This is a genomic window from Halococcus salifodinae DSM 8989, from assembly GCF_000336935.1.
Taxonomy (GTDB): domain Archaea; phylum Halobacteriota; class Halobacteria; order Halobacteriales; family Halococcaceae; genus Halococcus; species Halococcus salifodinae.
Window position 1 is genome coordinate 1 of sequence record NZ_AOME01000070.1, and the last position, 25675, is coordinate 25675.

Sequence of the window (25675 nt, forward strand, 5' to 3'; positions counted from 1 at the left end):
GAATTGATGGAAGAGATCGAGCATCTCTTCCTTCACTCGAACGGCTCAGACGGTTCAAAAGGGTGGTATCTCTGAACGTGCAAAGCTGAGGGTAGTAGTCGGTCAGAACACGAGCAGAGGCAACGAGTGCATCTGTTTCAGTATCCCAGATGCCGATTACTTCATCTGTATTCTCAATTAATCGGGCAACTTCCTTCTCGCTTCGATCTGCCCACGCTCGATAGTCCTCGTAGAGAGCACGTAACTCGGGAGCAGACTCGGCTGTAAGCGAACGGTCAACCTCCATGCTCATAAACAGGCATTCGTAGAGCAGGACAAATAGGTTGGAGATTCAGTGGTTGCTCCCGTCGCTGTGGCTGCCTCACGGCCCACAGGGGGCCGTCGGCGCAGGCAGGATAAGAATCAGTCCGCACCACAACCCCATCCGCCCCGCAGGGGCTAGTACAGAAACTCTTGTGGCGGCGGGTGGGGAGTCAAAGAGTATTATTAGATACTCGCGACAGCCGCCAACTCGATCACCCACTCTCGCCGCCTTCTTGCGGTTTAGTACACGAATCCACCTCCCGACGCTACCTGCTCGCCGAACCGACTCGTGAATATATCTTCATGAACTGATGGACGACGGTTCGTTTCCCTCCTGACGCTCGTGGCGATCGGCAGCCGAAACGGGAATGTCGCCCCACGAGCACCCGGCGGACGATACTGGCTTACGGGTTCGGCACGTATTCGGTTTCGATGATGGCCACCACGCACGCGCTCGCCGGGATGGTGGTCGCGGGCGTGACGCTCGTGGTCGCACCGGAACACACCCCGGTGGCCGTGGCGGCTGCCGGCATCGGCGGCGCGTTCCCCGATCTCGATCTCTACGCCGACCACCGCAAGACTCTCCACTTCCCGACGTACTACGCGGCGATCGCGGCCGTGCTCGCCGCTGTGGCAATCGCCGTCCCGAGCCAGTTCTCTGTCGGGCTGGCGTGGTTTTTCGTCGCCGCAGCGCTCCACTCCCGGATGGACGCGTTCGGCGGCGGGCTCGAACTCAAGCCGTGGCGCGGCACCTCCGAACGTGCGGTGTACGACCACTACCGGGGTCGGTGGCTCCGGCCGCGACGGTGGATCCGGTACGACGGCGCGCCCGAGGACCTCGCACTCGCAGTGGTGCTCGGCGGGATCTGTCTCGCGATCTACCCGGCATCGATCGATCCCGTGATCGCGGTCGTCGTCGGGATCTCGGCGGTCTACACCCTGCTCCGCAAACCGATGGTCTGGGTCGTCGAACGACTCGTCGATGCGCTTCCCCCCACACTGCTCGATCGCGTCCCCGAGCGCTTCGTCGAAGATTTCCGTTCGTAGTCGCCGTTCCGATCGCTGTGTCGACCATCGACTCCACGAACTGGACTCGGTCCGTCACACCGTACCCAGGGAGTGAATTTCTGCCACACAGCCCCTTCAGAACGCATATACGCGCGCTCGATCGTTGATGAACAACGGATAACCTATGAGTGATAGCGGCGATCCCGACGATCCGGACGAGTACGACTACGAGCAGGAATTCACGGACGACAACGAGGGACCGGCGATCGAGTTCTACGGCGGGCGGCTGATGAGTGCGCTGCCGCTCGCACTCTTCGTCCTCTGGGCGATTGTCCAGAGCGGCATCCTCCAGATCGGTGCCACCAACGGTCTGGTGGCGGGGATGCTGCTCGCACTGATCGTCGGGATGTTCTTCGTGAAAGGCGACTGGAAGACCTACGCGAACACCATCTTCGAGGGGATGACCCAGCGGGTCGCCGCGACAGCGATCGTGGCGTGGCTGTGGGCCGGGATGTTCGCCGAGACGATCCAGGTCGGCGGGTTCGTGAGCGGGCTGGTCTGGGCGGCCGACGCGCTGAGCATCGGCCCGGCGCTGTTCCCCGCAGTCACGTTCTTGCTCGCCGGACTGCTCGCGACCGGGATCGGGAGCGGCTACGGCACCGCGATCGCGTTCACTTCACTCTTTTTCCCGGCCGGCGTCCTGCTCGGCGCGAACCCGGTGTTGATGTTCGGCGCGCTGCTCTCTGGGGCGGTGTTCGGCGACAACCTCGCGCCGGTGAGCGATACCACGATCGTGAGCGCCGTCACCCAGGACGCCGACATCGGTGGCGTCGTCGCCTCACGATTCAAGTACGCGGTCGTCGCGGCGGTGCTCGCGCTCGCGGGCTACATCGTCGCCGGTAACATGATGACCGGCGTCGATGTCGCACAGGGGGCCCAGAGCGTCCTCGTCGACGAGAGCAATCCGCTGGGGCTCGTTCATCTGCTCTCGATCGGCGTCGTGATCGCGACGGCGATCAGTGGTCGCCACATCGTCGAGGCGGTCTCGTGGGGACTGGTGACCTCGGTCGTCCTCAACCTGGGCTTTGGGCTGGCGTCGGTGAGCGACATGATCGTGTTCCAGGCCCCGCGGGACGCGGGGCTCGCCCAGTCGCTGTCGGGCCTGCCGTTCGTCGAACTCGTCGACAGCGGGCAGTCTGCCGTCGCCGGTAGCATCTACGCCGGCGCGCTGAGCTTCTTCCCGCTGATCGTGCTCACGCTGTTGATCGTCGCGGGCGCGCGGATTCTGGTGCGCGGCGGTGGGTTCGCGGTGATCCAGGACTGGCTGCTGGAGACGTTCGCCACGACCGTGCGCCGGGCCGAGCTCACGATGGTGCTCGGGACCGCGACCGTCAACTCCATGATCACGATCAACACCGCCGCCGAGATCGCGATCGCACCGTACATCGCACGGATCGGCGAGCGGTTCAACATCAACGCCTACCGCCGGGCGAACATCCTCGACGCGAACACCTCCGCGCTCGGCTACATTTTCCCATGGGGCGGCGGCGTCCTCGCGGGCTACTCCGCGATGGTGGGCCTCCCCGACCAGTACGAGTGGTTCACCCAGTCGATGGTCGTCAACCCCATCGACGTCTGGCCGTTCGTCTTCCACGGCTGGCTCCTCTTTTTCGTCTTCATCGCCTCGGCGCTGACCGGGTTCGGGCTCGAATACGTTGCCGACCGCGAATCCGATGAGGTGGCGCGGGTATGAGCCGACTGAGTGCGCTGTTCGAAGGCGTAGGGTTCCGAACGAACAGGCCGACGTTCGAGCCGGGCGAGGAGCTCGCGGCGTTCGTCACCGGCTACGAGGACGGGCAGGCCCTCGTGCGGATCGGCGATACGGTGCTCTGGATCGACGACACCACGCCCGATCTGGTCGATACCCAGATCCGGCTCCGGGTCGAGGAGTTCGACGACAACGATCACGTCGGGCGGGCGACCGTCCTCGACACGATCGGCGATAGCTCGTTCTGATGCGTCGTTTTCGAACGGTCGTCTCGCGAGAAGATCAGCACACGGACAACGGTCGTGACCGCTCCTGACGACCGCTACTCGCCGGGCGTGTACGCCTCGTTGTACGCCACGCAGTCGTGGAGACCGTTCTGATCGAACCGCTTGATGTGCCCGCCGACGACGTACAGCGTCCCGTCGATCACGCCCGATGTGGCCCCACCCCGCTGGTGGGTCGGTCCGGGAAGATCGGTCGTGAACGAGTCGCTCACGGGGTCGTAGCGGTGGGCGACCGTCTCGTAGCGGTCGATCGTCGCTTCGCCCTGCCAGAACATTCCGTGGGTGAGATACGCCCGATTGCCGATGACGGGATCGCCGTGAGTGGCGTAGGTGCCGGCTCGTGGCATGGGCGTCGCGCGCTCGAACGAGCCGCCAGCGACGTCGTATCGGAAGTTCGAGTCCGTCGGGCCGGTGGTGCCCGACAGCCCGCCGATGACGTGGATGTACTGTCTCCCTCCATCGTTGAGCAGCGCGACCGTGGGCCAGCGTTTCGCTTCGGGCATCCGCGCGAGATCCGGATCGGCGACCGACTCGCTCGCGGGATCGAACGTCCAGAGCCGACGCTCGTCGAACGTTCCGGGCACGTCGCCGTCGAACCCGTGATCGGTCGCGGTCTCGGCGTCGTGTGCGCCGGTGCCGCCGCCCACGCAGTAGACCAGGCCGTCGGCGGGATTGTAGACCCCGCCCATCACCCAGTTCGGGTACGGACAGCGCGTTCCCTGGGTTGCGGTCAGATCCGTCCAGCCCTCGTCCGGTCGGTAGCGAGAGATCACGTCCGAGGGCGGCGGCCCGCCCTCGTAGGGGCCGTTGGTGGGTGCGCCGCCGAAGCTGTAGAGCGCGTCGTCGGTGGCGACCCCGCAGGGACCCCACAGCGCCCGTGGGAAGTCGGCTCGTCGATCCCACGTGCCCCCCGAACCCGCTGCCGGGTCGTACGCGAACGTCTGCCGGGTGGCGGCCAGCCCTGTGGCGGTCTCGATCCCACCGAAGAAGTAGAGTTCGCCGTCGAGTACCCCACCGCCGGCGTCGCTCCCGACGACCGGGAGAGCGGTGCGCTCGGTCCAGCCCACGGACGGCTCCGGTGCGGTCGGCGTCTCGGTCCGTGTTGCGGTCGGTGTTGCGGTTTCGGTCGGCGTTCGTGTCGCCGTCTCGGTCGGTGTCGCGGTCGCCGTTTCGGTCCGAGTGGCCGTCCGCGTCGGTGTGACCGTCGTGGTTTCGGACGATGTCGTGGTCCGGGTAGCGTTCGAGGATGGAGTCGCCGATCCGTTCGACGCGTTGGCGGCCGCGGTCGTCGGTGGCACGGTCGTCGGGTTCGCGGACGTGATGATCGACTGCTCCTGGGTCGTCGTTCGCTCGCCGTCCGACCGGGCTCCGGTTCCGTTGGCTGCGTCGGTGCGGCGCGTCGCTCCGGTCGTCGCGTCGCTGCTCGAACCGTTTCCGTCTGAGGCGTTCTCACTGGAACCGTTGCCGTCACCACCGGAGCCACCGAACAGACAGCCGGCCATCGCGGCGCTCGCGCCGAGGCCGATCGCTCGGAGGAGGGTTCGTCTGGCGGTCCCGTCGCGGTCGGCGGAGCGGTGGTCTTCGGTCATCCCTCGTGGTGTGGTGGTCTCGCGTGGTCTCCGGGCGGTGCCGGGTCGATGCGGGCTGTGTGGCCGATCTCAGGCCTCGTCCTCGGCTTCCTCGTCTTCTTCGATCAGTTCGGGGTCGCTGAGCGCACTTTCGAGACTGCCGAGCCCGTTGAGCCACTCGGCGACCGGGCCGTAGCCGACGTCGTCGATCACCGACCGATCGAGCTCCGCGCCGTCGATCAGCAGCGTTCCAGCCCGGGCGCAGTGGCCGAGCGCGTCGTCGAACTCCTCCTCGCTCTCGGCGGCGTCGGCGGCCCGGAGACACTCGGCGACATCGGCGTCGGCGACGCCCTCGGCGACGTACAGCTCCGCGGCGTAGAACACACAGACCAGCGAGGTCTGGACGCCGTCGACGAGCAGCAGGGTTTCCTCGTCGTCGATGTCGACGTCCGCGAGCACGATTTCGCGGACGTTCGCGAGCTCGTTCATCGTCATCTCGGCATCGAGCTCTTCGTTGTCGTACGCGGTGAGGACCTTTACGACCGCGATCGCAGCGTCCTCCTGGAGGTTCCAGAGCAGGCGTGCGGCGTCCTCGTCCTCGGGATCGAGGTCCTCGTCGCGGAGGCGGTCGAGCCAGTTCTGCCAGCGTTCGTCGGTGTAGAAGCCGTCCGTGGGTGCGCTCATACCCGCACCGAACGTTGCGCTATTGATAGACCTTTTCGTCTACCCGAGGGTCGCGCGCGTGTCGATGCCATAGACCTCGGCCGGCGTCTCGACGTGAGCGGTCTCGATCGCCTCCTCCCAGCCCTCCTCGCGGAGCCACCGCACCCGCCGGGGGACGGTTTTCGGGCCAAGTACGGCACCGGGCCGGTCGGGGTCGTCGACGAAATCGGTCTCTATCAGAAACGGCTCCTCGGCAGTCTCGGCGCGCTCTGCGGCCTCGGTCAACCGATCCTTGTCGCTCATCACGCTCGGGGTCGGGCCGGCGAGTCGGCCGCCAGCGTAGTGTTTGACGACACGATGGGAAGCGAGCCCGCGCGCTTCGGCCCACTCGGCGATCTCAGTCAGGTCGTCGCTCGCCTCGGTGTGGAGCTGGACCGCACAATCGAGATCGGCCCCGAGCGCGAGCGCGTGTTTGAGGACCTCGTTCGAGGCGTCCCACACCGCGTCGGGAACCTCGTAGTGGGGCCGACCGGATTTGAGCGCGAGCGCCTGGCCGTCGGCGACGTACTCTGCGGCGGCGTCGAGACCGGCCTGCATCAGGTCGCGCGCCTCGGCTGGCGCGAACCCGCGGTCGTCGACGAGCTTCGAGACGAGTCCGGGATGCACACCCAGGACGGGCCACGCCCGGCCATCGAGGATCTCGCTTGCCTCCGTGACGACCTTGATCGTGGTCTCGAACACCGCCTCGAAGTCCGCGCCTTGCTCGACATCGACGCCGAGCAGCCACGAGGGTTTGTTCACCACGAGGAGGTGGGTGCCGCCGACCCGAGCGAAATCCTTCACGGCCTCGATCCCTTTCCCATGTTCGGGATCGAGATGGAGGTGGTTGTCGAGCACCGGCGTATCGAGTTCCATGGCCGGTATCGGGGGATCGCTCGCAAAAACTGCACGCTCTCGTCGAGCTTGTGGTCGGGAAACCGACCGACGCGGCCGTGTCCCCGGCATGTGCAGGGGTCGTGGCTATGCTCGTACGTGCCGTCGAGACGCGGTAGCTCGCGTCGCGCGGGCTCGGAGGTGTTGTTCATGAAGATAGGAATCGAAGCCGAGTACTGGGTGATCGATGCGTCGGGAGCGCTGTGTGACGGGCGAGCGCTCACGATACACGACAACGTCGAACCCGAGTTCGTCGCCCCGCTGATCGAGGTGCACACGCCGCCGCTCGAAGATGTCGACGAGCTCCGGCGCTCGTTCGGGACGACGCTCCGGACGGTGCTCGATGCGGCCGCCGCCGACGGCAAGCGGCTCGTACCGCTCGGAACGCCGCTCGCCTCGGCGGCATCGCCGCCGGTCACCGATCGGGGGCAGCTCCTCGAACGGATCTACGGTGCGGGTCTCGCGCCCGCGACCCAGTGTGCCGGCACGCACGTCCACTTCGATCTCGACGACGCCACGAAACAGCTCACCCTCCTGACCGCGCTCGATCCCGCGCTCGCGCTGGTGAGTTCGTCGCCGTGGTACGCGGGGCGACCCCGAGGGCACTCCTCGCGTGCACACGCCTACCGGTCGCTGTGTGGCGAGGCGTTCGTCCCGTTGCGCGACCTCTGGTCGTACCCGTCCGATCTTTCCGAGTGGGAACGCCGGATCGAGGCGAGCTACGATCGGTTCCGGACGCTCGCGGCCGAGCGCGGCGTCAGCGAGGACGAGCTCGTGACTCACTTCCAGCCCGACGACGCGATCGTAGCCCCAGTCCGGCTGCGTCGGTGCCCACCGACCGTCGAGTGGCGTGCCCCCGACACGGCGCTGCCCACCGAAACGTTGCGCCTCGTGGGCGACGTCGCTCGCTTGGTCCGTCGCGCCGCGGACGAGCCGGTGGAGATCGGCGATCCGCGCGTCGAACCCGGTCGGATCGTCGTGCCGCCGTTCGACGAACTCGAACGGCTCTCGCAGGCGGCGATCGAGCACGGTCTCGGTTCGTCGGCGGTCCGTGAGTACCTCGAACGAATGGGGATCGACACGCGGGCCTACCGGCCGATCGCGACCGAAATCGCGTGCGACACGTCGGTGACACGGGCCGACGCGCGGCGCATCCGGATCGCGTACGCCGAGCGATTCGAACGCGACATCGAAGCGATCACGGCTCGCTCCGCCATTGAAGGGGCGAGCGAGCAACGAGCGCTCGTCGATGGCGGCCGGAACACGGACACCTCGAGTAGAAAGCTGCCGTAGCCGTCCGGGAACGATCCGCCATCCACTACGTCAGTCCGTCGGGTCGGATTCGAGCGTGACAGCTTCGTGGGCGGCGTTTCTGAGCGCGTCCGAGCGACCGTGACTCCCGGGCGCGATCGCGAGCGTCGCCAGCCCACGGCGGGCGGCGTGTTCGAGCACGGGCTTGAAGTCGGTGTCGCGCGACGCGATCGCGAGAGTGTCGAGATCGCCGATCGCGGCGGTCGCGTCGACCGCGAGCTTCACGTCGACGTCGCCGCTCGTGATCCGGACCTCGAACCCGCGGGCTTCCGCAGCCTGGATCAGTCCCGGCGTGGCGTGTTCGTCGAGATAGAGCCGCACGACAGCCGGCCGGCCGACCGCCGCCGCAGCCGCGCGGATGTCGTCGAGATCCACGTCGAACTCGCTCCGGAGGACGTTCGGTCCGTCGACGAACAGCCCGACCGCCGGCTCGCGACTCCCCGTACTCGACACCGCCTCTCGGAGCTTTCCGAGCATGTCTCGGTTCGACCGGCGGGCGGCAAAGCCGTGACGGTGTCCGATCGACCGAAACGACACCCTTGTTTTCTCTAGCCTACTTAATAATCCAACCGCTATAACGATTTGTTGCACAATTATATGGGAACATTTAAGGAATGCTGTACTGATTGTAGGTCTGGACCATGGTTGAGAAACCCACTCCAGGTCGACGATCGTTCTTGAAAGCAATCGGTGCAGGAACACTGTTCGGCGGACTGAGCGGTGTTGCGTCCGCGACACCGGGTCGTCAGCCCGGCCCGAAGAAAGACGAGATCCTCGTCGGGGTGTCGGCGTCGGCAGCCGACATGGAAGGGGCGGTCACACAGGCCGTCCCCGGCAACGCGGAGGTCGTCCACCGAAACGAAAAGCTGAGCTACGTCGCGGTGAAGTTCCCGAGCCAGGCCGCCGATCGCGCGAAGGAGAACTTCATCGACGCGATCACGAAGAAAGATCACATCAAGTACGCCGAGCCGAACACGACCCACGAGGCGCTTTACCAGCCGAGCGATCCGCGCTTCGGCGACCAGTACGCACCGAAACAGGTCGAATCCGATCGGGCGTGGGACACCACGCTTGGCGACTCCGGGGTGACGATCGCGGTCGTCGACACGGGTGCGCAGTACGACCATCCCGACCTTCAGGCGAACTACAAGTCGAACCCCGGTCGGGACTTCGCCGACAACGACTCCGACCCGTATCCCGACGCCCCGAGCAGCGAGTACCACGGCACCCACGTCTCGGGCTGTGCGGCCGCCGTCGTCGACAACGGCACCGGAGTGGCTGGCCAGAGCAACTCCTCGCTCATCAACGGCCGTGCGCTCGACGAGGGGGGTTCGGGATCGACCGCGGATATCGCCGACGCCATCGAGTGGGCGGCCGACCAGGGGGCCGACATCATCAACCTCTCGCTCGGCGGTGGCGGGTACACGAGCACGATGAAAAACGCCGTGAGCTACGCGACCGACAACGGTTCGCTCGTGATCGCCGCCGCGGGCAACAACGGGTCGAGCTCGGTCAGCTACCCGGCAGCCTACAGCGAGTGCATGGCGATCTCCGCCGTCGACGACAACGAGCAATTGGCGAGCTTCAGCCAGTACGGCGAGAACGTCGAACTCTGTGCACCGGGCGTCGACGTCCTCTCGACCACCACCGAGGCCCGCGGCTCCTACGAGCGCCTCTCGGGCACGTCGATGGCGACCCCGGTGACCTCCGGCGTCGCCGGGCTCACGCTCGCGAAGTGGAACCTCACGAACCAGGAACTTCGATCGCACCTCAAAAACACCGCCGAGGACATCGGACTCTCGGCGAACGAGCAGGGTAGCGGCCAGGTCGACGCGCTCGCAGCCGTCACCACCGATCCAGCCGACGGCGGGGGCGGCGGTGGCGGTGGTGGTGGAGGCGGCGAGACCACGTCGGGCTCCGTCGACGGCAGCCTATCGAGCTACAGGGACGGCGACGACTACACGTGGTCGTGGACGTACTCCTCGCCGAGCCAGGTCGTCGTCGAACTCGATGGACCGACCAACGCCGACTTCGACCTCTACGTCAACACGGGTACGACCCGGAACGCCTCGCCGAACAGCTACGACTACGCCTCCCGGTCGACCAACAGCCAGGAGACGGTCACCATCGACACTCCCGACGACTCGGCGGCCATGCAGATCAACGTCGACTCGTACAGCGGCTCCGGTAACTACTCCCTGACGATCACCGAGACGCAGTAATCGATCGCTGCTGCCGATTTTTCCGCGTCAGGACGGCTGTGTGCGCCGGCTCCCTTCGTTCTGGTCGCTCCAGTAGTAGAACGCGACGTTGGCCGCGAGTCCGAGGACGAACAGTCCGATCGTCGCCCAGAACGACTGATAGAACAGCACGTCCATGTAGACGACCGGGCCATCGACCAGCGGCCAGAGCGGTTCGATCCGGGTTGAGGTGTCGGGTGCCGAAAGCATGTCGGCGAAGACGTGTGCGAGACTCGGCAGACCGACGGCGATTACGCCGAGCGCGGTCGCGTGGTCCGCCGCCTCGCGGGAGAACCACGTCGTCCCACCGAACAGTCGCTTGAGGAGCCAGCCGAGGATCGGCCCGAGGATCGCCGCGAACACCAGCGCAGCGAGCACCGTGTGAAACACGCCGTGGTGATGGATACCCTGGAAGCTAGAGAGCACGAGATCGACGTCGGGCAACATGCCGAACCAGAATCCCACGCCGATGAACAACGCCGCAGTGCGCCGGTCGTCGATGAAGTACCACGCCGGGGCAAGCCAGAGCAATCCCATCCCGAGATGACCGAGAACGTCGACCATGCTCGTTCGGATGGTGATAGCAGCAAAAACCTATTGCATGCCCTCGCCGGGAAAATCCCCACGGAGCGGTCGTCTCGGGCCAAACGGTGGTTCGTTCACTCGCAGTGACTGGAAATCGTTTCGGGCCCGAGTCCTCTCCGAAACGTCGAAGAACCGAGAACGAGGGCTCCAACCTGTGAGAAGGGTCGTCATTGGCAGGCCGCACGCTCAAGTTACGAAGAGCCAAAGCGCAGCCCATGTCCGAGGACGATCCCCACGAGCGCGACGTCACGCTCGCGAAGGAAAAAGACGAGACGGACGACGAGGAGGCCGAGGACGCGGAGCAGGCCCGTGAGGCCGAAGCCGAGCGAAAGCGTGAGGAGGCCGCCGAGGGCGAGGTCGACACCGAATCCGAGAAACGCGAGAACGCCGCCCGCGAGGCCGAGAACCCCGACAACCATCGGGACGAGGAGCCGCACAGCAGCTAACCGACCTTTCGGCCGACCACTCACTCCCCAGCCGCCCGCCGTGCAGCCGCGAGCACCTCGTCGTGCGCTGCGCCGTTCGAAGCGACCAGTCCGCGGCTGTCGTGACGCCACGGCTCGCCATCGAGGTCGGTCACGGTACCGCCGGCGTTGTGGATCATGTGCGCGCCCGCGATCGTGTCCCACGGGTGCATCCGAACGGTGGTGATCGCGGCGTCGAGCGACCCGCTGGCGACCGCCGCGAGCGTCGCCTGAGCGCAGCCGAGCCGGCGGTAGTCGCCGAACCGTTCGGCGAGCACGTCCACTCCGGCGGTGTCCGCTGCGTCGTCGAGCAGGATCGGATCGACCACGAACGCGTCGGAGTCCTCGCGCGAACTCACGCGAACGGGGTCACCGTTCAGCGTGACGCGCTCCGCGCCCGCGAGATACGTGTCCGCAAGCGCCGGGAGGACCGTGGCTGCGGCGACCGGTTCGCCGTCGACGACGCTCGCGACACTCGTTCCCCAGATCCGGAGTCCGCGGACGAAGTTGTTCGTCCCGTCGATCGGGTCGACCACCCACGCCGGCCCCTCCTCGGGGATCGTCTTCGATGCACCTTCCTCTTCACCGATAACGGGGTCGTCGTACTCCTCGTGGATGGTCTCGACGACGCGACGCTGTGCGTCGCGGTCGATCTGGGTCACCACGTCGGTCTTGTCGGCCTTGGTCTCGACCGTGAGTTCCTCACGGAACGATTCGAGCGCGACTCGCGCGCCCGCGTCCGCCGCTCGTGCCACGAGATCGGCTCGTGCCTCGGTGTCGGTCATACGCCACCGTCTCGCCGCGCGGGCAAAAACCGTCGGGCGGATGCCCCGACGGTGCTCAGACAAGCGACGCCGACTGGGGGTCAACCATCTCAACCGCACGACTACACGAGTCTCAAAAATTCCCTTGAGGAGTGGTCTCTTCTATTCTTCGACGAATCAGGCGGTACGTAGGTGCGAACTGGCTACTGACCCCATCTTTATTGTTCTGGATCTTGTATTTCAGTGAGATGAGCCGGTGGCTCCTCTTCGGTTTCGGCCTGGTGTTCGGGATCCTACTATTCGTCCAGGCCTACCAGGGAAACCTTCTGTTAGCCCTCATTGCAGTCGTTTTCACGATCTTCGGCTTTGGCGGCTTTTGGTGGAACACGACTCAGGACGACCCAATCCAGACACGATTCTCACAGTCTCGTTAGGCAGGTACGCCCATCACTTGTAGTGACTATTCGCCGCTCGCTGTACTGTGGGATGTGGGAATTTTCACGAAATCTCCGTACAACCGGACGAACCATCACCGCACTAGAACCGCCGCCACGTTGCCACACCGAATCACCCTGCAGGATCGGACTCTCGCTCGAACTACCAAACCATTAGGCTGCGGGGGACGACACGCCGGCATGGCACTTCGAGAACCGCCGCTGGCCGCGGCCCACGACGCCCGCGGCGCACAGACGACCGAGTTCGGCGGCTGGGCGATGCCCGTCGAGTTCGATTCGATCCGTACGGAACACGAGAGCGTCCGCGAGTCCGCCGGCAAGTTCGACGTCTCGCACATGGGCGAGATCGAAGTCTCGGGGCCGGATGCCGCTGAACTGCTCGGGCGGCTCACGACCAACGACGTGAGCGCGCCCGATCCCGGCAACGCACAGTACGCGATGATCACCGACACCGAGGGCACGATCCTCGACGACACGGTGATCTACCGACTGCCCGAAACCCACGACGCCGACTTTCTGTTCGTCCCGAACGCGGGCCACGACGAGGAAATGGAAGATCGCTGGACGACCCACCGCGACGAGTGGGAGCTCGACGCGACGGTCGACAACCGCACCGAGGAATACGCGATGTTCGCGGTCCAGGGCCCCGACGCGGTCGAACTCGTCGCAAGCGCGGCCGACGACGCGAATGCAACCGCCGACGCGGACGAACCGCTCGCCGACCTCGGGCGGTTTTCGGCGACCGACGCCACCGTTGCCGACGTCGACTGCCTCGCGGCGCGCACGGGCTACACCGGCGAGGACGGCCTCGAACTGATCGTTCCGTGGGATGGGGCCGAAGCGGTTTGGGAAGCGTTCGACTGCCAGCCGTGTGGGCTCGGCGCGCGCGACACCCTCCGGATCGAAGCGGGATTCCTGCTTTCGGGCCAGGACTTCCACCACGAGGAGAACCCCCGCAACCCCTTCGAGGCCGACGTCGGCTTCGCCGTCGATCTCGACACCGAGTTCGTCGGCCGCGACGCGCTCGCCCAGGTTGCAGAACCGGGCCCCGACGAGCGCTTCGTCGGGTTCGAACTCGAAACCCGTGGCGTGCCCCGCCACGGCTACGACATCACCGACTCCGAGGGGACGACCATCGGCACGGTCACGAGCGGAACGATGAGTCCCACCCTCTCGACCCCGGTCGGGATGGGGTACGTTCCGACCGAGTACGCGGAGCCAGGGACCGCGGTTTCGGTCCGCGTCCGGGGAGAGCCGAAAGAGGCACGTACCCGGGCGCTCCCATTCCTCGAACGATGAGCTTCGAGATCCCCGACGAGTTGCGGTACATGGAGAGCCACGAGTGGGCCGACCGCGAGGACGGCACGGCACGCATCGGCATCTCCGACTTCGCCCAGGACGAACTCGGCGACATCGTGTTCGTGGAGTTCCCCGAGGAGGGCGAGGAAATCACCCACGACGAGGAGTTCGGCGTCGTCGAGTCCATCAAGGCAGTGTCCGATCTCTACTCGCCGGTTTCGGGTACCGTGACCGCGACCAACGACGCACTGCTCGACGCGCCCGAACTCGTCAACGACGACCCCTACGGCGAGGGATGGATGCTCGAAGTCGACCTCGACGACGCCGACGACCTCGACGACCTCCTCGACGCCGACGCGTACCGCAACCAGATCGAGTGATCGGCTCGGCAGTCTACCGTCCACGCGTGGTTTCGTCGCCACCGGCGCGAGATCAGCGCAGTCGATGCACGGTTCCGGCTCGAAACGGTGCAAACGATGGCCTGATATGGCCGCCACCGCAACATTTGTCAATGCCGTTCCAGTCCAGTGGAGGGCGGGTCCGTGAGTAGCGACGAGCACCGAGAGAACGGTCGCGGCAGCCCGTTCGCGCCGCATACGGCGGCCGAAACCACGGCGATGTTGGACGCGGTCGGCGTCGAGAGCGAGGACCACCTGTTCGACATTCCCGAGGAGATCGAGTTCGACGGGAGCTTCGACATCGAACCGCGGAGCGAGCGCGCGATCCGGGAGGAGATCGCGTCGATGCTCGGGCGTAACGAAGACCTCGTGGAGTTCCTCGGCCGGGGCCACTACGACCACTACGTCCCCTCGGCGGTCGACCACCTCGCCGACCGCTCGGAGTTTCTGACCTCCTACACCCAGTACCAGCCCGAGGTCGCCCAGGGGTTCCTCCAGGCGCTCTTCGAGTACCAGTCGATGCTGGTCGAACTCACCGGACTGGAGGTGGCGAACTGCTCGATGTACGACGCCGCGACCGCGCTCGGCGAGGCCGCGACGCTCGCGGTCCGAGTGCGCGCGACGAGCGGCGATCGCGTATTGGTCCCCGAACAGCTCCACGACGGCCGGCGCGCGGTGCTCGACAGCTACCTCGCCGGCACCGACGCCATCGTCGAAACCTACCCGATGGACGATGGGATCGTCGATCGTGACGCGCTCGCCGATGCGATCGACGAGGACTGCGTCATGGTCTACACCGAGAACCCTACCGTTCGCGGCACCATCGAGGAGGGTCTCGGGGCGATCGGCGAACTCACCGACGACCACGACGCACTCTTCTGTCTCGGTAGCGATCCCGTGGCGCTCTCCTTGCTCGAAGAGCCCGCGAGCGTGGGCGCCGACGTCGTGATCGGCGATGCCGCACTCGGGCTCGGCGCGGCCGATGGGATGGGACTCGGGCTGTTCGCCACTCGCGAGGCGTTCCTCCGCCAAGTCCCCGGACGGCTGGTGGGTACGGGCGAGGACAGCGAGGAGCGGCGGGCGTACACCCTCACGCTCCAGACCAGAGAACAGCACATCCGGCGCGAGCGCGCGACCTCCAATATCTGCACCAATCAGGCGTGGGTCGCGCTCCGGGCCGCGATGCACGTCGCGTGGCTCGGACCCGATGGACTAACTGATCTCGCGAAAGAGAGCGTCACGCGGGCGAACGAGGTCGCCGAGCGGCTCGACGCGATCGACGGCGTCACGGCCCCGGTCCACGACCGCCACCACTTCCGGGAGGTCGTCGCCCGCACCGATCGCGAGGCATCGGCCCTGAAAGAGGACCTCGAAGCCGAGGGGTACGCGATCCACGCGATCGACGATCACCTCGTGCAGGTCTGTGTGACTGAGACGAATGCCGACCGGATCGACGATCTCGTGGCGGCCGTGGAGGCGGTCGCATGAAATTTAATCAAGCCCGCTGGACGCGCGAGACACCCGAAGAAGGCGGCGAGGTCTACGAGCCGCTGCTCGTGGAGAAAAGCTCGCGTGCGGTCGAGACCGACGACGCACCGCTGCCCGACGATCTCACGCGGGACGGGATCGAACTCCCCGATCCTGCCGAACCGGAGCTCGCACGCCACTACACCCGGCTCTCCCAGATGAACTACGGCGTCGAGAACGGTCCGTTCCCGCTCGGGAGCTGTACGATGAAGTACAACCCGTCGTTCACCGAGGACGTGGCGGCGCTTCCCGAGGCCGCCACCCACCCCGACCGATCGACCGACAGCGTTCAGGGGAACCTCGAACTCCGCCACAAACTCGCCGACTCCCTCGCGCGTATCGGCGGGATGGACGCCGTCACCCTCCAGCCGCCTGCCGGAGCCGCCGGCGAGTTCACGGGGATCTTGATCGCGAAGGCCTACCACGAGCAGAACGGCAACGACCGAAACGAGATCGTCGTCCCCGAGAGCGCGCACGGAACGAACTTCGCGAGCGCGGCGCTCGCGGGCTACGAGGTGGTCTCGCTCCCGAGCGCCGACGATGGACGAGTGGACGTCGACGCACTTCGGGCCGCGGTGAGCGACGACACGGCGGCGCTGATGCTCACCAACCCCAATACGTTGGGACTGTTCGAGCGTGACATCGAGGAGATCGCCGACATCGTTCACGACGCCGGTGGGCTGCTCTACTACGACGGCGCGAACCTGAACGCGCTCCTCGGCCGTGCTCGCCCCGGCGACATGGGGTTCGACGTGATGCACTACAACGTCCACAAGACCTTCGCGACGCCCCACGGCGGCGGCGGGCCAGGCGCGGGCCCGGTCGGCGTGGTCGAAGAGCTCGCGCCGTATCTCCCGACGCCCCAGGTCAGCGAAATCGACTCGGACGAACCGGACGACGAGGAAGCGGCGAGCGACGACGCGAGCTACGAGCGGTTCGAACCCGAGCACTCGATTGGGAAGGTCCACGGATTCGCGGGCAACTGGCTCGTCCTCGTCAAGACCTATGCGTACATCGCGCGACTCGGCGATCCTGGACTCAGGGACACGAGTGCGAAGGCCGTGCTGAACGCGAACTATCTCGCCAGCCAGATCGACTACGACATCCCCTTCGAGCCGTTCCATCACGAGTTCGTCGCGAGCGCCGACCGTGACGCAGCGGACGTCGCGAAACGGATGCTCGACTACGGGGTGCATCCGCCGACCACGAAGTGGCCCGAGATCGTCGACGAGGCGCTGATGACCGAACCCACCGAGTCCGAGAGCCGCGCCGCGCTCGATCACCTCGCGCGGGCGTTCGACCGGGCCGCGGCCGACGACGACGTGACCCTCGAAACCGCTCCGGAACGAACGGCAGCGCGCCGGATCGACCAGGCGAGCGCCGCCCGGAACCCGCGGCTGTCGTGGCACGCGCTCGACGACGAGTAGTTCACAATCGAATCGAGTGCGGCCCGATTCGTTGCTAACCTTTAGTATCGGCCCGGTCGTGGATTCACACATGACCGTCGTCAGCGTCTCGATGCCCGAAGAGCTCTTGGATCGGATCGACGAGTTCAGCGACGAACACGGCTACACCGGCCGGAGCGAGGTAGTCCGCGACGCCGCGCGCGAACTCCTCGGCGAGTTCGAGGACGCGCGGCTCGAAGACCGCGATCTCATGGCGGTCGTCACAGTCCTCTTCGACTACGAGACCACGAGCGTCGAGGAGCGGATGATGGGGCTTCGTCACGAGCACGAGGACCTCGTCGCGGCGAACTTCCACAGCCACGTCGGGAGTCACTACTGCATGGAGCTGTTCATCCTCGACGGCTCGCTCGAAGCCATCTCGGCGTTCGTCGGCAAGATCCGCGCGACCCGGGACACCCTCAGCGTGGACTACTCGGTGATGCCGGTCGACGACTTCACCGCGGCGGCTGTCGGGGACTGACGCCCACAGTGGCGGCTGGCTCTGCCGATGGTGGATTCGTCTACCCCGTCTCGTCGCGTAGTTTCCGATCGGTCCGTCGGAGCTCCGCCGGCGTGTTCACGTTGACCAGCCAGCCGTCACACCGGACGGCGGCGATGGTCGCGTCCGCCTCGATCCGGATGCGGATGGCGTCGCTCATCTCGTACTCGCCGCGCGGCGAGCGCTCGACCCGCCGACAGGCATCGAACAGCGCCGGTGTCGCCGTTTGAACGCTCGCGGCCACGAGGCTCGGATCGGGCGGGTCGTCGGGTTTCTGTCGACGCGCAACGATCTCGTCGCGCTCGTTCAGGACACAGACCATTTTCTCGCGCGCCGCTGCGGCCGAGACTTCTTCGACGAGGACGGTGCCGTCGATGCTGGGGTCGCGCTGGCGGTCGACCAGTTCCTTGAGGTCACAGCGAACGACGCTATCGCCGTCCATCAGCACGAACGGTCCGTCGACGTGGGCCTCGGCGGTCAGAAGCGCGTGGGCCATCCCCTCGCGCTCGCGTTGGTGGGTGTACGTGATCGGAACGCCCGCGAACGAATCGCCGTAGCGTTCGATGATGCGCTCGCCCTCGTAGCCGACCACCACGACCAGCGTCTCGACGCCGAGATCGACCAACTGCTCGAAACAGTGTTCGATTATCGGCTTCCCACCGACTTCGAGCACCGCCTTCGGCGTCTCGGCGGTGAGCGGACGGAGTCGCGTCCCCTCGCCCGCCGCGAGCACGACGGCCTTCATACGCCGGCGTGTGTCCGCTGCGGGCAAAGTCGTTGGGGCGAGCGTGATAGACGAGCACAGGCCGATCCAACGGTCGTCGGGGACAGCGTAGTGGTGGCCAGCGATCGATCGATCTCGGAACGACTCACGTGGTTGGTGTACCGACACGAGCAGTAATTTTATGTACTCTTAGCCACACCATCTATGGAATGAACTCGTGCCCGATCTGTGACGAGGGCGTTACCGAGGAGCGGCCCCGCCACCAGGTGATCCTCGAAATCGAGGACGAAACGCGCTCGACCAGCCAGTTCATGGGCGACGAGACGGGAATCAAGCGGGTGTCCATCGATCGGCAGCTCTGTGCCGACTGCTGGCAAGACCTCCGCGAGACGCTGTCGACGTAGCGCCCGATCGTCCCGCCCTCGGTCCGCTGCCCGCCGTTTCTTCTCCTTCAGCGCTAGTTTCGAAGCGTAACATCGGTGGCTAGCGCGACGAGCCTCTATCGCTGTTGTAATCGACGCTACTTCGATCGTATCTGGTAAGAACGAAATTACGGTGTCGGCTAACAGTGCTTTCAACGTCCACTGACGGTTGGTTTGTCCCAAATTCTCCCTACATCGTCTTTCTCACCGCTTAATACAGCAATAATATTTTTATTAGTAATATCGAATACCTTCGAAAATATTCATATCGAGTCCGCTCATTGTGGGTAGTGTGATGTCCGACAACAACATCGACGTCCGATCCGAGCTCAAGAACCACCCGAAAATCCTCAGCGCGCTGTTCGGCCTGATGGTCCTGCTGTCCCAGGTGGGAACCGTGGCCGCCGGCAACAATGGCGTAATCTATGGGCCTTAGTCGATTTCGTCAACGTCCACTTCAGTAGCCCACGTCAGTCGCCCGTTCGTCTTCACAGGCACGTTTTCGAGAGCTAAGAACTCCTGAAGTTCATCATATGATAGGCAAAAAGGAGGTACACTACCAGGTGACAGATGATAACAACCATCTTCAGTATATGGTATGACGAGACTCCCCAACCCTCCCAGCGGTGTAGGATATACTTTCATGTAAACACGGAATGATTCGCCCTTTCGTTCTATATTCAGGAAGTTAGGCTGGCCACCGGCTTGCTGTGCAATCGCCAGCCCACCGTCGCCGATCACGAGATACTCGTCGCCCATGATGCTCTCGTCGCGGGCGATCCCGAGGGCGGACTGGAGCGGGAAGCCAGCGTTGAGCAGGCGTGCAAGCGTCCGGCCCATCCGGATCGCCTCGGAGTTGAGTACGTCGGTGAGGGTGGCGATCCCGCCGATGGAGCCTGCCTCGATCAGCGCCATTCCCTGCCGGTAGGACTGGCAGGCGTTGAGCAGGAACGCGTCCACACCGACGGTGTCGAGGGTGTTCACGTCGAGAGCGCCGTTCGCACACTCGAAGCCGCCGTCGTCGACGTGGCCGATGTAATGGAGGAAGTCCGTCCGAGCCGAGAGCACGTCTTCGAGTTCGGCGGTCGTGAGATCACGGTGAAGTGAGACGTCGAACGGCAGTTCGTCGCGGTCGCCGTAGACGTCCTCGATGAGGTCGCGCTCCTCGGCCATGTCGGCGTCGTTGCAGACCACCGTGATGTCGATGTCGCCGTCGACGGGCGTCCTGTCGAGGCGGTTCCGGTAGGCCTCGACCGAGGCCTTGCTCGCGCCGAGGGGCATCCCCGCCCCGACCCACGCCTCTTCGAGTGAATCGGTGGTCTCGGGACTCACGAACTCGAGGTCAGCGTCGGTGTTTGGGTCCGGGTTCGTGCTCCGCGTGGTGCTTGCAGTCGCGCTCGCTCCCCGAGTGAATCCCGCCTCTCGCCTGGCTGCCTCCACGCCGTCGTCGAACATCAGCGCGTTCGAACGCTCGACGGACTCCGTGCTCGCCGACCGGACAACTGCGAGATCGTCGACGACGAACGGGAGCGTTTCGACGCTCGTCGGCGTGGGTTCGACGTGGGAGGTGAGTTTCCACTCGGGGAGGTACTCCTCGATGGCCGCGAACGGCACGTCGAGATACGCATCGAGCCGTTCGGCCAGCGGTCGATCGTAGAGCGCGGCGAAATCGAGACCGACGTCGGCCTCGACCGCTTCGCGCTCGTGGAGCGCCACGGGGTAGAGTCCCTCGGTCCGTGCGAGACAGTCGAGGAAGAACGTCTGCTTCAGCGTCTGTTCGACGGTCCGCTCGAAACCGCTTGGGCCGTCGAGCGAGTATTCGAGCCCGTGATCGGTCCGAATGCGGGGCTCGTCGCCGGGGCGAACGCGCGCGCCGAGGTAGTACGCCAGCGGGGCGACCACGAAGATCGAGCGGTACTCCGGCGGCACCTCGATCGTCACCCCCGTTTCGGGCGGTTCGAGCCCCGCGAGATCGAGTTCGTCACCGAGTTCGATCGTGGGTGGATGGCCTCGAAGGGTGGGATAGGAGCGCTCGGGCGAGGTCGTCTTGAGCGCGGAGCCGAACGTCGAGATCGCGGCCATCAGGTCCTCGGGGTCGGTCGTGGCCGTGACCGTCGCGGCGGGGCGCTCGTGGTGTGAGCGCGCGCCCACCACGACCTCGGTTGCGTCGTCGAACTCGATCGTCATTCCCTCGATGTCGGCGCGCACCGAGACGGTGCTCTCGACCCGGCAGTAGAGCTTGATCGGCGCGCTCAGCTCGATCGTGTACTTGCCGTGTGGCAGTTCCTCACTCGCGAAGTGCTCGGCCTGGGCCACGATGGCCCCCGACTCGTCACGAGCGTGGACCGAGATCACGCTCGGCAGCGAAATGGCCGACGTCCGGATCGCGACCGCGTTCTCGACCGGGAACCGAAACCGATCGGTGTCGGCCGGTCGCGGCGCGACCGACTCCGGCGTCGTCAGCGCGTACCGATGGCGCTCTATCGAGTCCACCACCGCGATACCCGCGCCGCCGTCGACCGGTTCGAACGACGGGTTCATCCGCGATCCCCGCTCTGGGTCGGGCGTCCGTTGGCCATGTCTACGGTACTATCTATAGCCAACGCGCTCTAAAGTAAAAACCTATGGATGGTAGAACATCATATTTCCTGTCTCAGTATGTCTTCGATTCGCTGGCGGCGATGGGTGTGAAACGGACTGCTCACGACGGCCGAATGGGTCGATGGTGCAGCCGTGGTTGGTGTCGGCATGGAACACTAATTAGCCGCTGGGGCTCCGTGCCGACCCATGGACGATCCGAGTACTATCCGTAGATTCGAATCCAAGCGCCGCTAAGCACGCGGCTGCCGACATCACAACCCTGATGGACGATGGTGTCGTACACCAGTTCATGGCACGAGCTTCCATCGTCGGTGCGGGAATGACGAAGTTCGGCGTTCACGAACGGCCGTTGCCGGACCTGTTCGCCGATGCCGCGTTCGACGCGTTCGACGATTCGGGGATCGAGCCGCCCGAAATCGAGGCGCTCTACTTCGGTAACGCGATGGGTGGGATGACCGAAAACGATACTCACCTCGCGCCGACGCTCGCCTCGCACATCGGCTGTACGGGCGTTCCCGCCCAGCGCTTCGAGGACGCGTGTGCCACCTCGGCGACCGCGTTCAAGCACGCGGTCGAGGCGGTCGAGTCCGGCCGTCACGACGTGGTGCTCGCCGGTGGCGTCGAACGCTGCACGCCCGAGACCGGACTCGACACCGGTGCGATGACGAAGGTGTTCGTCAGCGCCGCCCACCGCCAGTACGAACAGCCCGCCGGCCTCACCTTCCCTGGCGTGTTCGCGCTGCTCACGAAACGCCACATGCACGAGTACGGTACTACCGAGGAGCATCTCGCCGAGGTCGCGGTCAAGAACCACTACAACGGGACGCTCAATCCGCGCGCGCATTTCGGCCGCGAGACCAGTGTCGAAAAGGTGCTCGACTCGCCGATCGTCGCCGACCCGTTTCATCTGATGGACTGCTGTCCGTTCTCGGACGGTGCGTCGGCGGTCGTGGTCGCCAGCGAGGAGGCCGCCGAGAGCTTCGAGAACCCGGTCGATGTGGCGGGCGTGGGCCATGCGACCGACGTGGTGCCGCTCGCGGACAAGGACGATCTCCCGGCGACCCAGGCCGCCCGCGATGCGGCGAGCCAGGCGTACGAGCAGGCGAACACGACCGCCGATGCGATCGATTTCGCGGAGATCCACGACTGCTTTACGGGGGCTGAAGTGATGGCGACCGAGGCACTCGGACTCTTCGAGGACGGTGCGGGTGGCCCGGCAGCGGCGGCGGGGCGGACCGCCCTGGATGGCGACGTACCCGTAAACCCCTCCGGTGGACTGAAGGCGAAGGGTCACCCTCTCGGAGCGACCGGCACCGCACAGCTGGTCGAACTCACCGAACAGCTCCGCGGCGAGGCCGGCGATCGCCAGCTCGACGATCCCGAGCGCGCGGTCGCGCACAATCTGGGTGGCGACGCCGCGACCACCGTCGTCACGGTGATGGAGGCACGGCGATGAGCGGTCCCGAACCGAGCGCCGATCGGCTCGATTACGTCGAGTGGGCAGACCGTCTCCGCGACGGCGAACTCCTCGGCCAGGAATGTGCGGAGTGTGGCCACACGACCGCGGCCCCGAAAGCCGCGTGTGCGAAGTGCGGTTCGCGGACGATCGCCACCGTCACGCTGCCGACGACCGGCACCGTCCACTCCGAAACCACGATCGCGGTTGCACCCGAAGGATTCGAGGGCGAGTACCAGGTCGCCGTGGTTCGGCTCGGCGACGCCAAGATCCTCGGCCGGATCGACGGCACGATCGACATCGGCGATCGCGTCTCGTTCACCGACGTCGTGACTGCGGACGACCACCCGGCTCCCGTTTTCACCCCGGTCTGACGGCCAAGCGACGGTTCCACAGCTCGCTGCGTTTTCTGCCGTGTGATGAACTGGAACGGCGAGCGAGTTCAGAGCGTGTAGTTGTGCGTGCCGGTCTCGGTTTCGAGAAACGCCGTCAGAAGCGAGATCGTCGCTTCGATGTCGGCGTGGTGAGCGCTCTCGGTCACGGTGTGGAGATACCGGGTCGGGATCGAGAGCGCGCCGACCGGCGTCGCGCCGTTCGTGTTCTGAAAGCCCGCGGTGTCCGTCCCGCCCGCGGGCAGGATCTCGCGCTGGTGATCGATTCCGCGGTCGGCGGCGAGATCCTGGAGTCGTCGGTGGACCTTGGGGGTCGTGATCACGCTCGAATCCTTCAGCTTGATCGCCGTGCCCGCGCCGAGTTCCGTGACGTGTTCGGCCTCGTCGAAGCCTGGGACATCGTTCGCGACGGTGACGTCGAGCGCGACCGCGAGATCGGGATCGAGATCGACGCCGAGGGCCTGCGCGCCACGGATCCCGACCTCCTCCTGGACCGTGGCCGCGAAATGCACGGTGACGTCGGGATCGTCGAGGCGACGGGCGGCTTCGAGCATCGCGAACACGCAGACCCGATCGTCGAGCGCCTTCCCCGTGATGTGCTCGCCGAGGCTCTCGGTCGTCTGCTCCATCGTCACGAGGTCGCCGGGCGTGACGCGTTCGTTCGCCGTCTCGCCGTCGAGACCCAGATCGACGTGGACGTTTTCTACTGTGGGCTCGGCTTCGTCGTCGTCCTGCGTGTGGGGGGTGGTCGAGCCAATGACACCACGAAGATCGCCGTTGTCGGTGTGGATCCGGACTCGCTGGGCGCGGAGCACGCGGGGGTCCCAGCCGCCGAGCGCGTCGAGCCGGAGGAACCCGTCGTCGGTGACGTGACGTACCATGAACCCGATCTCGTCCATGTGGGCCGCGATCACCACCGAGTAGTCGCCGTCGCCGACGGTGCCGACGACGTTCCCCATTGCGTCGGTGTGAACTTCGTCGGTCGCGTCGTCGAGTTCGCGCTCCACGATCTCTCGAATCGCGTCCTCGTACCCCGGGACGCCGGATTCCTCCGTTAGCTCCGTGAGAATGTCGAGATCGAAGGCGTAGTCTGGATTCACGCCCACAGCGTGTGGCTCGGTACGCATATACTGTCGGGCAGCGGCAGCCCCGACCGCTCCGACCCCCTCGATCCCAACCGCTATGATCCTCACGACCCTACTCGGGGCACGCGTGAACACCGATCGTGTGGTGCTGGCGACGATGATCTTCGCGGTGCTGTTCGGGCAGGTGGCGCTCTACCCCGGCGTCCCGGAGCTCGTGGCAGCGCTCGGTGCAACCACGACGCTCGACGCGAGCACGTGGTTTCTCGCCGCCGAGTACGCCGGCTTCGTGCTCTTCGCTGGCGTCTGGGGTGCGCTGAGTGACGCTGCAGGTCGGCGGGTCCCCTTCATCGTCGCGGGCGCGCTCGGCGGCGTCGTGAGCTACGCGGCGTTGATCGGTCTCGCCGCAGTCGCCGGGATCGGGTTCGGCACGATGCTCGTCCTCCGCTTCGTCGAGGGGAGCTTCACCATCGCGGCGTTCTCGCTCTCGATCACGATGCTGATGGATCTAGAGGGTGGTCACGGCCGGAACATGGGCGCGGCGGGCATCGCCATCGGCTCCGGGACGGCACTCGGCGCACCGCTCGGCGGCCAGCTCTCGTCGATCGGGCCGCTCGTGCCGATCGCCGTCGCCGCCGGCCTCCTCTGTGTCGTTGCGCTGCTGGCGACGCGGGTGACCGACAGAGTCCCCGAGAGCCAGCGCGGCGGTCTCGGGGCCGCGATCACCGGGCTCACCGAACGGCCCGCACTCGGCCTCCCCTACGCCTTCGGCTTCGCCGACCGCTTCACGGCGGGCTTTTTCGCGCTCGTCGGCACGCTCTACTTCCGACAGACGTTCGAACTCGACGCGGGCGCGGCGGGCATCGTGCTCGGCCTGTTTTTCGCGCCGTTCGCGCTCGGCCAGTATCCGATGGGCCGACTTTCCGATCGGATCGGCCGTCTCCTCCCGGTCGTCGCGGGATCGGTGCTCTATGGGGCTTCGATCCTCGCGGTCTATCTCGCCCCCACGATCGAGATCGCGAGCGCGACGATGATTTTGCTCGGGATCGCCGGCGCGCTCGTCGCTCCGGCCACGATGGCGCTCGTCACGGACCTCGCTCCCGACGACCGGGGGACGGCGATGGGCGGGTTCAACGTCTTCGGCAGTCTCGGCTTCCTCGTGGGCACCGTCGGCGGCGGCGTGATCGCCGACAGCGTCGGCTTCGGCGCGGCCTTTCTCGCCGCCGCCGCGCTCGAAGCCGGGATCGTCCTCGTTGCGCTCCCGCTGCTCGTCCGTCTCGACATCCCCCGAGCGACGCTGTTCGGCGATCGAGAGTCGACCTGACGACGACTTCCACCTGTCGGCGGCTGTCTCGACATCTCGTCGCGAATTTCACAACACCTGATGTCGGCTCGGTTGCCGATTGATGCATCCATCCGGCATTCATTTCGTCTATTTCGCAGTCATGATGATGGCTGGTGATTTGTTTCGAACCAATGGCGAG

At 65.8% G+C, this 25675-nt stretch carries 25 protein-coding genes and 1 pseudogene; 16 read left to right on the forward strand and 10 right to left on the reverse strand.

Features of this window, described 5'->3' with window-relative positions; translation table 11 throughout:
- Positions 1-292 (reverse strand): annotated as a pseudogene (locus tag C450_RS22695) (hypothetical protein); the annotation flags it as partial.
- A gap of 443 nt (positions 293-735) precedes the next feature.
- Between C450_RS22695 and C450_RS12705 the strand changes: the two are divergent.
- From C450_RS12705 to C450_RS12715, 3 genes are all read left to right on the forward strand, one after another.
- Positions 736-1350, forward strand: a complete 615-nt coding sequence (locus C450_RS12705) for a metal-dependent hydrolase (RefSeq protein WP_193790518.1) — start codon at positions 736-738, stop codon at positions 1348-1350.
- 145 nt (positions 1351-1495) lie between these two features.
- Positions 1496-3064, forward strand: coding sequence for a Na+/H+ antiporter NhaC family protein (locus C450_RS12710; protein WP_005044010.1), 1569 nt, complete (start codon positions 1496-1498; stop codon positions 3062-3064).
- Positions 3061-3327, forward strand: coding sequence for a DUF7513 family protein (locus C450_RS12715; protein WP_005044013.1), 267 nt, complete (start codon positions 3061-3063; stop codon positions 3325-3327). Before C450_RS12710 ends, C450_RS12715 begins: the two co-directional genes overlap by 4 nt.
- A 74-nt stretch (positions 3328-3401) precedes the next feature.
- On the opposite strand, the gene C450_RS12720 is transcribed toward C450_RS12715, so the two are convergent.
- From C450_RS12720 to C450_RS12730, 3 genes are all read right to left on the reverse strand, one after another.
- The gene (locus C450_RS12720; RefSeq protein WP_005044015.1) at positions 3402-4952 is read right to left on the reverse strand and encodes a Kelch repeat-containing protein; all 1551 of its coding nucleotides are present in this window, start codon (positions 4950-4952) and stop codon (positions 3402-3404) included.
- A 69-nt stretch (positions 4953-5021) separates the two neighbouring features.
- A complete protein-coding gene (locus tag C450_RS12725; RefSeq protein ID WP_005044018.1) occupies positions 5022-5615 on the reverse strand; it encodes a DUF2150 family protein in 594 nt (197 codons plus the stop codon).
- Positions 5616-5654: 39 nt separating this feature from the next.
- Complete coding sequence (locus C450_RS12730; RefSeq protein WP_005044022.1) at positions 5655-6509, reverse strand: TatD family hydrolase; 855 nt, start codon at positions 6507-6509, stop codon at positions 5655-5657.
- A 168-nt stretch (positions 6510-6677) separates the two neighbouring features.
- On the opposite strand from C450_RS12730, the gene C450_RS12735 reads away from it, so the two are divergent.
- Positions 6678-7820, forward strand: coding sequence for a glutamate-cysteine ligase family protein (locus C450_RS12735; RefSeq protein WP_005044025.1), 1143 nt, complete (start codon positions 6678-6680; stop codon positions 7818-7820).
- A 30-nt stretch (positions 7821-7850) separates the two neighbouring features.
- Here C450_RS12735 and C450_RS12740 read toward each other — a convergent pair whose 3' ends face one another.
- Positions 7851-8315, reverse strand: coding sequence for an NYN domain-containing protein (locus C450_RS12740; protein WP_005044028.1), 465 nt, complete (start codon positions 8313-8315; stop codon positions 7851-7853).
- Positions 8316-8479: 164 nt separating this feature from the next.
- Here C450_RS12740 and C450_RS12745 point away from each other — a divergent pair, with 164 nt between their 5' ends.
- The gene (locus C450_RS12745) at positions 8480-10060 is read left to right on the forward strand and encodes a S8 family peptidase (protein WP_049910203.1); all 1581 of its coding nucleotides are present in this window, start codon (positions 8480-8482) and stop codon (positions 10058-10060) included.
- Positions 10061-10087: 27 nt separating this feature from the next.
- Here the strand turns inward: C450_RS12745 and C450_RS12750 are convergent, their stop codons facing one another.
- Entirely contained in the window at positions 10088-10642 is a 555-nt protein-coding gene (locus C450_RS12750; protein WP_005044034.1) for a metal-dependent hydrolase, read from the reverse strand.
- A gap of 236 nt (positions 10643-10878) precedes the next feature.
- On the opposite strand from C450_RS12750, the gene C450_RS12755 reads away from it, so the two are divergent.
- On the forward strand, positions 10879-11109 hold the full coding sequence (locus tag C450_RS12755) for a hypothetical protein (protein ID WP_005044036.1): 231 nt from the start codon (positions 10879-10881) through the stop codon (positions 11107-11109).
- A 20-nt stretch (positions 11110-11129) separates the two neighbouring features.
- Here the strand turns inward: C450_RS12755 and C450_RS12760 are convergent, their stop codons facing one another.
- Complete coding sequence (locus C450_RS12760) at positions 11130-11912, reverse strand: inositol monophosphatase family protein (protein WP_005044039.1); 783 nt, start codon at positions 11910-11912, stop codon at positions 11130-11132.
- Positions 11913-12526: 614 nt separating this feature from the next.
- On the opposite strand from C450_RS12760, the gene gcvT reads away from it, so the two are divergent.
- The 5 genes from gcvT (at position 12527) to nikR (ending at position 17496) form a co-directional block, all read left to right on the forward strand.
- A complete protein-coding gene (gcvT, locus tag C450_RS12770; RefSeq protein WP_005044042.1) occupies positions 12527-13645 on the forward strand; it encodes a glycine cleavage system aminomethyltransferase GcvT in 1119 nt (372 codons plus the stop codon).
- Positions 13642-14025 carry a glycine cleavage system protein GcvH gene (gene gcvH / locus C450_RS12775; RefSeq protein WP_005044044.1) on the forward strand — a complete coding sequence of 128 codons (384 nt, stop codon included), beginning with the start codon at positions 13642-13644 and terminating at the stop codon, positions 14023-14025. Before gcvT ends, gcvH begins: the two co-directional genes overlap by 4 nt.
- 147 nt (positions 14026-14172) lie before the next feature.
- Positions 14173-15531, forward strand: a complete 1359-nt coding sequence (gcvPA, locus tag C450_RS12780; RefSeq protein ID WP_005044046.1) for an aminomethyl-transferring glycine dehydrogenase subunit GcvPA — start codon at positions 14173-14175, stop codon at positions 15529-15531.
- Positions 15528-16997, forward strand: coding sequence for an aminomethyl-transferring glycine dehydrogenase subunit GcvPB (gene gcvPB / locus C450_RS12785; protein WP_005044049.1), 1470 nt, complete (start codon positions 15528-15530; stop codon positions 16995-16997). Before gcvPA ends, gcvPB begins: the two co-directional genes overlap by 4 nt.
- Before the next feature lie 70 nt (positions 16998-17067).
- Positions 17068-17496 carry a nickel-responsive transcriptional regulator NikR gene (nikR, locus tag C450_RS12790; RefSeq protein WP_005044052.1) on the forward strand — a complete coding sequence of 143 codons (429 nt, stop codon included), beginning with the start codon at positions 17068-17070 and terminating at the stop codon, positions 17494-17496.
- A 40-nt stretch (positions 17497-17536) separates the two neighbouring features.
- Here the strand turns inward: nikR and C450_RS12795 are convergent, their stop codons facing one another.
- The gene (locus C450_RS12795; protein WP_005044054.1) at positions 17537-18259 is read right to left on the reverse strand and encodes a sugar phosphate nucleotidyltransferase; all 723 of its coding nucleotides are present in this window, start codon (positions 18257-18259) and stop codon (positions 17537-17539) included.
- A 188-nt stretch (positions 18260-18447) separates the two neighbouring features.
- On the opposite strand from C450_RS12795, the gene C450_RS12800 reads away from it, so the two are divergent.
- Together C450_RS12800 and C450_RS22435 are read left to right on the forward strand one after the other, a co-directional pair.
- Positions 18448-18642 carry a hypothetical protein gene (locus C450_RS12800; protein WP_005044058.1) on the forward strand — a complete coding sequence of 65 codons (195 nt, stop codon included), beginning with the start codon at positions 18448-18450 and terminating at the stop codon, positions 18640-18642.
- A gap of 313 nt (positions 18643-18955) precedes the next feature.
- Positions 18956-19096, forward strand: coding sequence for a DUF7503 family protein (locus C450_RS22435; RefSeq protein ID WP_169317822.1), 141 nt, complete (start codon positions 18956-18958; stop codon positions 19094-19096).
- On the opposite strand, the gene C450_RS12805 is transcribed toward C450_RS22435, so the two are convergent.
- On the reverse strand, positions 19093-21201 hold the full coding sequence (locus tag C450_RS12805) for a hypothetical protein (RefSeq protein ID WP_005044061.1): 2109 nt from the start codon (positions 21199-21201) through the stop codon (positions 19093-19095). The genes C450_RS22435 and C450_RS12805 overlap by 4 nt on opposite strands.
- A gap of 349 nt (positions 21202-21550) precedes the next feature.
- Between C450_RS12805 and C450_RS12810 the strand changes: the two genes are divergently transcribed.
- Complete coding sequence (locus C450_RS12810; protein ID WP_080510316.1) at positions 21551-22717, forward strand: thiolase domain-containing protein; 1167 nt, start codon at positions 21551-21553, stop codon at positions 22715-22717.
- Positions 22714-23091 carry a Zn-ribbon domain-containing OB-fold protein gene (locus tag C450_RS12815; RefSeq protein ID WP_005044065.1) on the forward strand — a complete coding sequence of 126 codons (378 nt, stop codon included), beginning with the start codon at positions 22714-22716 and terminating at the stop codon, positions 23089-23091. Before C450_RS12810 ends, C450_RS12815 begins: the two co-directional genes overlap by 4 nt.
- A gap of 68 nt (positions 23092-23159) precedes the next feature.
- On the opposite strand, the gene C450_RS12820 is transcribed toward C450_RS12815, so the two are convergent.
- Positions 23160-24236, reverse strand: coding sequence for a M42 family metallopeptidase (locus C450_RS12820; protein WP_005044068.1), 1077 nt, complete (start codon positions 24234-24236; stop codon positions 23160-23162).
- 55 nt (positions 24237-24291) lie between these two features.
- On the opposite strand from C450_RS12820, the gene C450_RS12825 reads away from it, so the two are divergent.
- Positions 24292-25515 carry an MFS transporter gene (locus C450_RS12825; protein ID WP_005044071.1) on the forward strand — a complete coding sequence of 408 codons (1224 nt, stop codon included), beginning with the start codon at positions 24292-24294 and terminating at the stop codon, positions 25513-25515.
- Positions 25516-25675 lie beyond the last annotated feature (160 nt).

Bases quoted from the DNA above. Each gene is read 5' to 3' on its own strand.
- C450_RS12705 (WP_193790518.1), top strand. From the start codon at position 736: ATGATGGCCACCACGCACGCGCTCGCCGGGATGGTGGTCGCGGGCGTG.
- C450_RS12710 (WP_005044010.1), top strand. From the start codon at position 1,496: ATGAGTGATAGCGGCGATCCCGACGATCCGGACGAGTACGACTACGAG.
- C450_RS12715 (WP_005044013.1), top strand. From the start codon at position 3,061: ATGAGCCGACTGAGTGCGCTGTTCGAAGGCGTAGGGTTCCGAACGAAC.
- C450_RS12720 (WP_005044015.1), bottom strand. From the start codon at position 4,952: ATGACCGAAGACCACCGCTCCGCCGACCGCGACGGGACCGCCAGACGA.
- C450_RS12725 (WP_005044018.1), bottom strand. From the start codon at position 5,615: ATGAGCGCACCCACGGACGGCTTCTACACCGACGAACGCTGGCAGAAC.
- C450_RS12730 (WP_005044022.1), bottom strand. From the start codon at position 6,509: ATGGAACTCGATACGCCGGTGCTCGACAACCACCTCCATCTCGATCCC.
- C450_RS12735 (WP_005044025.1), top strand. From the start codon at position 6,678: ATGAAGATAGGAATCGAAGCCGAGTACTGGGTGATCGATGCGTCGGGA.
- C450_RS12740 (WP_005044028.1), bottom strand. From the start codon at position 8,315: ATGCTCGGAAAGCTCCGAGAGGCGGTGTCGAGTACGGGGAGTCGCGAG.
- C450_RS12745 (WP_049910203.1), top strand. From the start codon at position 8,480: ATGGTTGAGAAACCCACTCCAGGTCGACGATCGTTCTTGAAAGCAATC.
- C450_RS12750 (WP_005044034.1), bottom strand. From the start codon at position 10,642: ATGGTCGACGTTCTCGGTCATCTCGGGATGGGATTGCTCTGGCTTGCC.
- C450_RS12755 (WP_005044036.1), top strand. From the start codon at position 10,879: ATGTCCGAGGACGATCCCCACGAGCGCGACGTCACGCTCGCGAAGGAA.
- C450_RS12760 (WP_005044039.1), bottom strand. From the start codon at position 11,912: ATGACCGACACCGAGGCACGAGCCGATCTCGTGGCACGAGCGGCGGAC.
- gcvT (WP_005044042.1), top strand. From the start codon at position 12,527: ATGGCACTTCGAGAACCGCCGCTGGCCGCGGCCCACGACGCCCGCGGC.
- gcvH (WP_005044044.1), top strand. From the start codon at position 13,642: ATGAGCTTCGAGATCCCCGACGAGTTGCGGTACATGGAGAGCCACGAG.
- gcvPB (WP_005044049.1), top strand. From the start codon at position 15,528: ATGAAATTTAATCAAGCCCGCTGGACGCGCGAGACACCCGAAGAAGGC.
- nikR (WP_005044052.1), top strand. From the start codon at position 17,068: ATGACCGTCGTCAGCGTCTCGATGCCCGAAGAGCTCTTGGATCGGATC.
- C450_RS12795 (WP_005044054.1), bottom strand. From the start codon at position 18,259: ATGAAGGCCGTCGTGCTCGCGGCGGGCGAGGGGACGCGACTCCGTCCG.
- C450_RS12800 (WP_005044058.1), top strand. From the start codon at position 18,448: ATGAACTCGTGCCCGATCTGTGACGAGGGCGTTACCGAGGAGCGGCCC.
- C450_RS22435 (WP_169317822.1), top strand. From the start codon at position 18,956: ATGTCCGACAACAACATCGACGTCCGATCCGAGCTCAAGAACCACCCG.
- C450_RS12805 (WP_005044061.1), bottom strand. From the start codon at position 21,201: ATGAACCCGTCGTTCGAACCGGTCGACGGCGGCGCGGGTATCGCGGTG.
- C450_RS12810 (WP_080510316.1), top strand. From the start codon at position 21,551: ATGGCACGAGCTTCCATCGTCGGTGCGGGAATGACGAAGTTCGGCGTT.
- C450_RS12815 (WP_005044065.1), top strand. From the start codon at position 22,714: ATGAGCGGTCCCGAACCGAGCGCCGATCGGCTCGATTACGTCGAGTGG.
- C450_RS12820 (WP_005044068.1), bottom strand. From the start codon at position 24,236: ATGCGTACCGAGCCACACGCTGTGGGCGTGAATCCAGACTACGCCTTC.
- C450_RS12825 (WP_005044071.1), top strand. From the start codon at position 24,292: ATGATCCTCACGACCCTACTCGGGGCACGCGTGAACACCGATCGTGTG.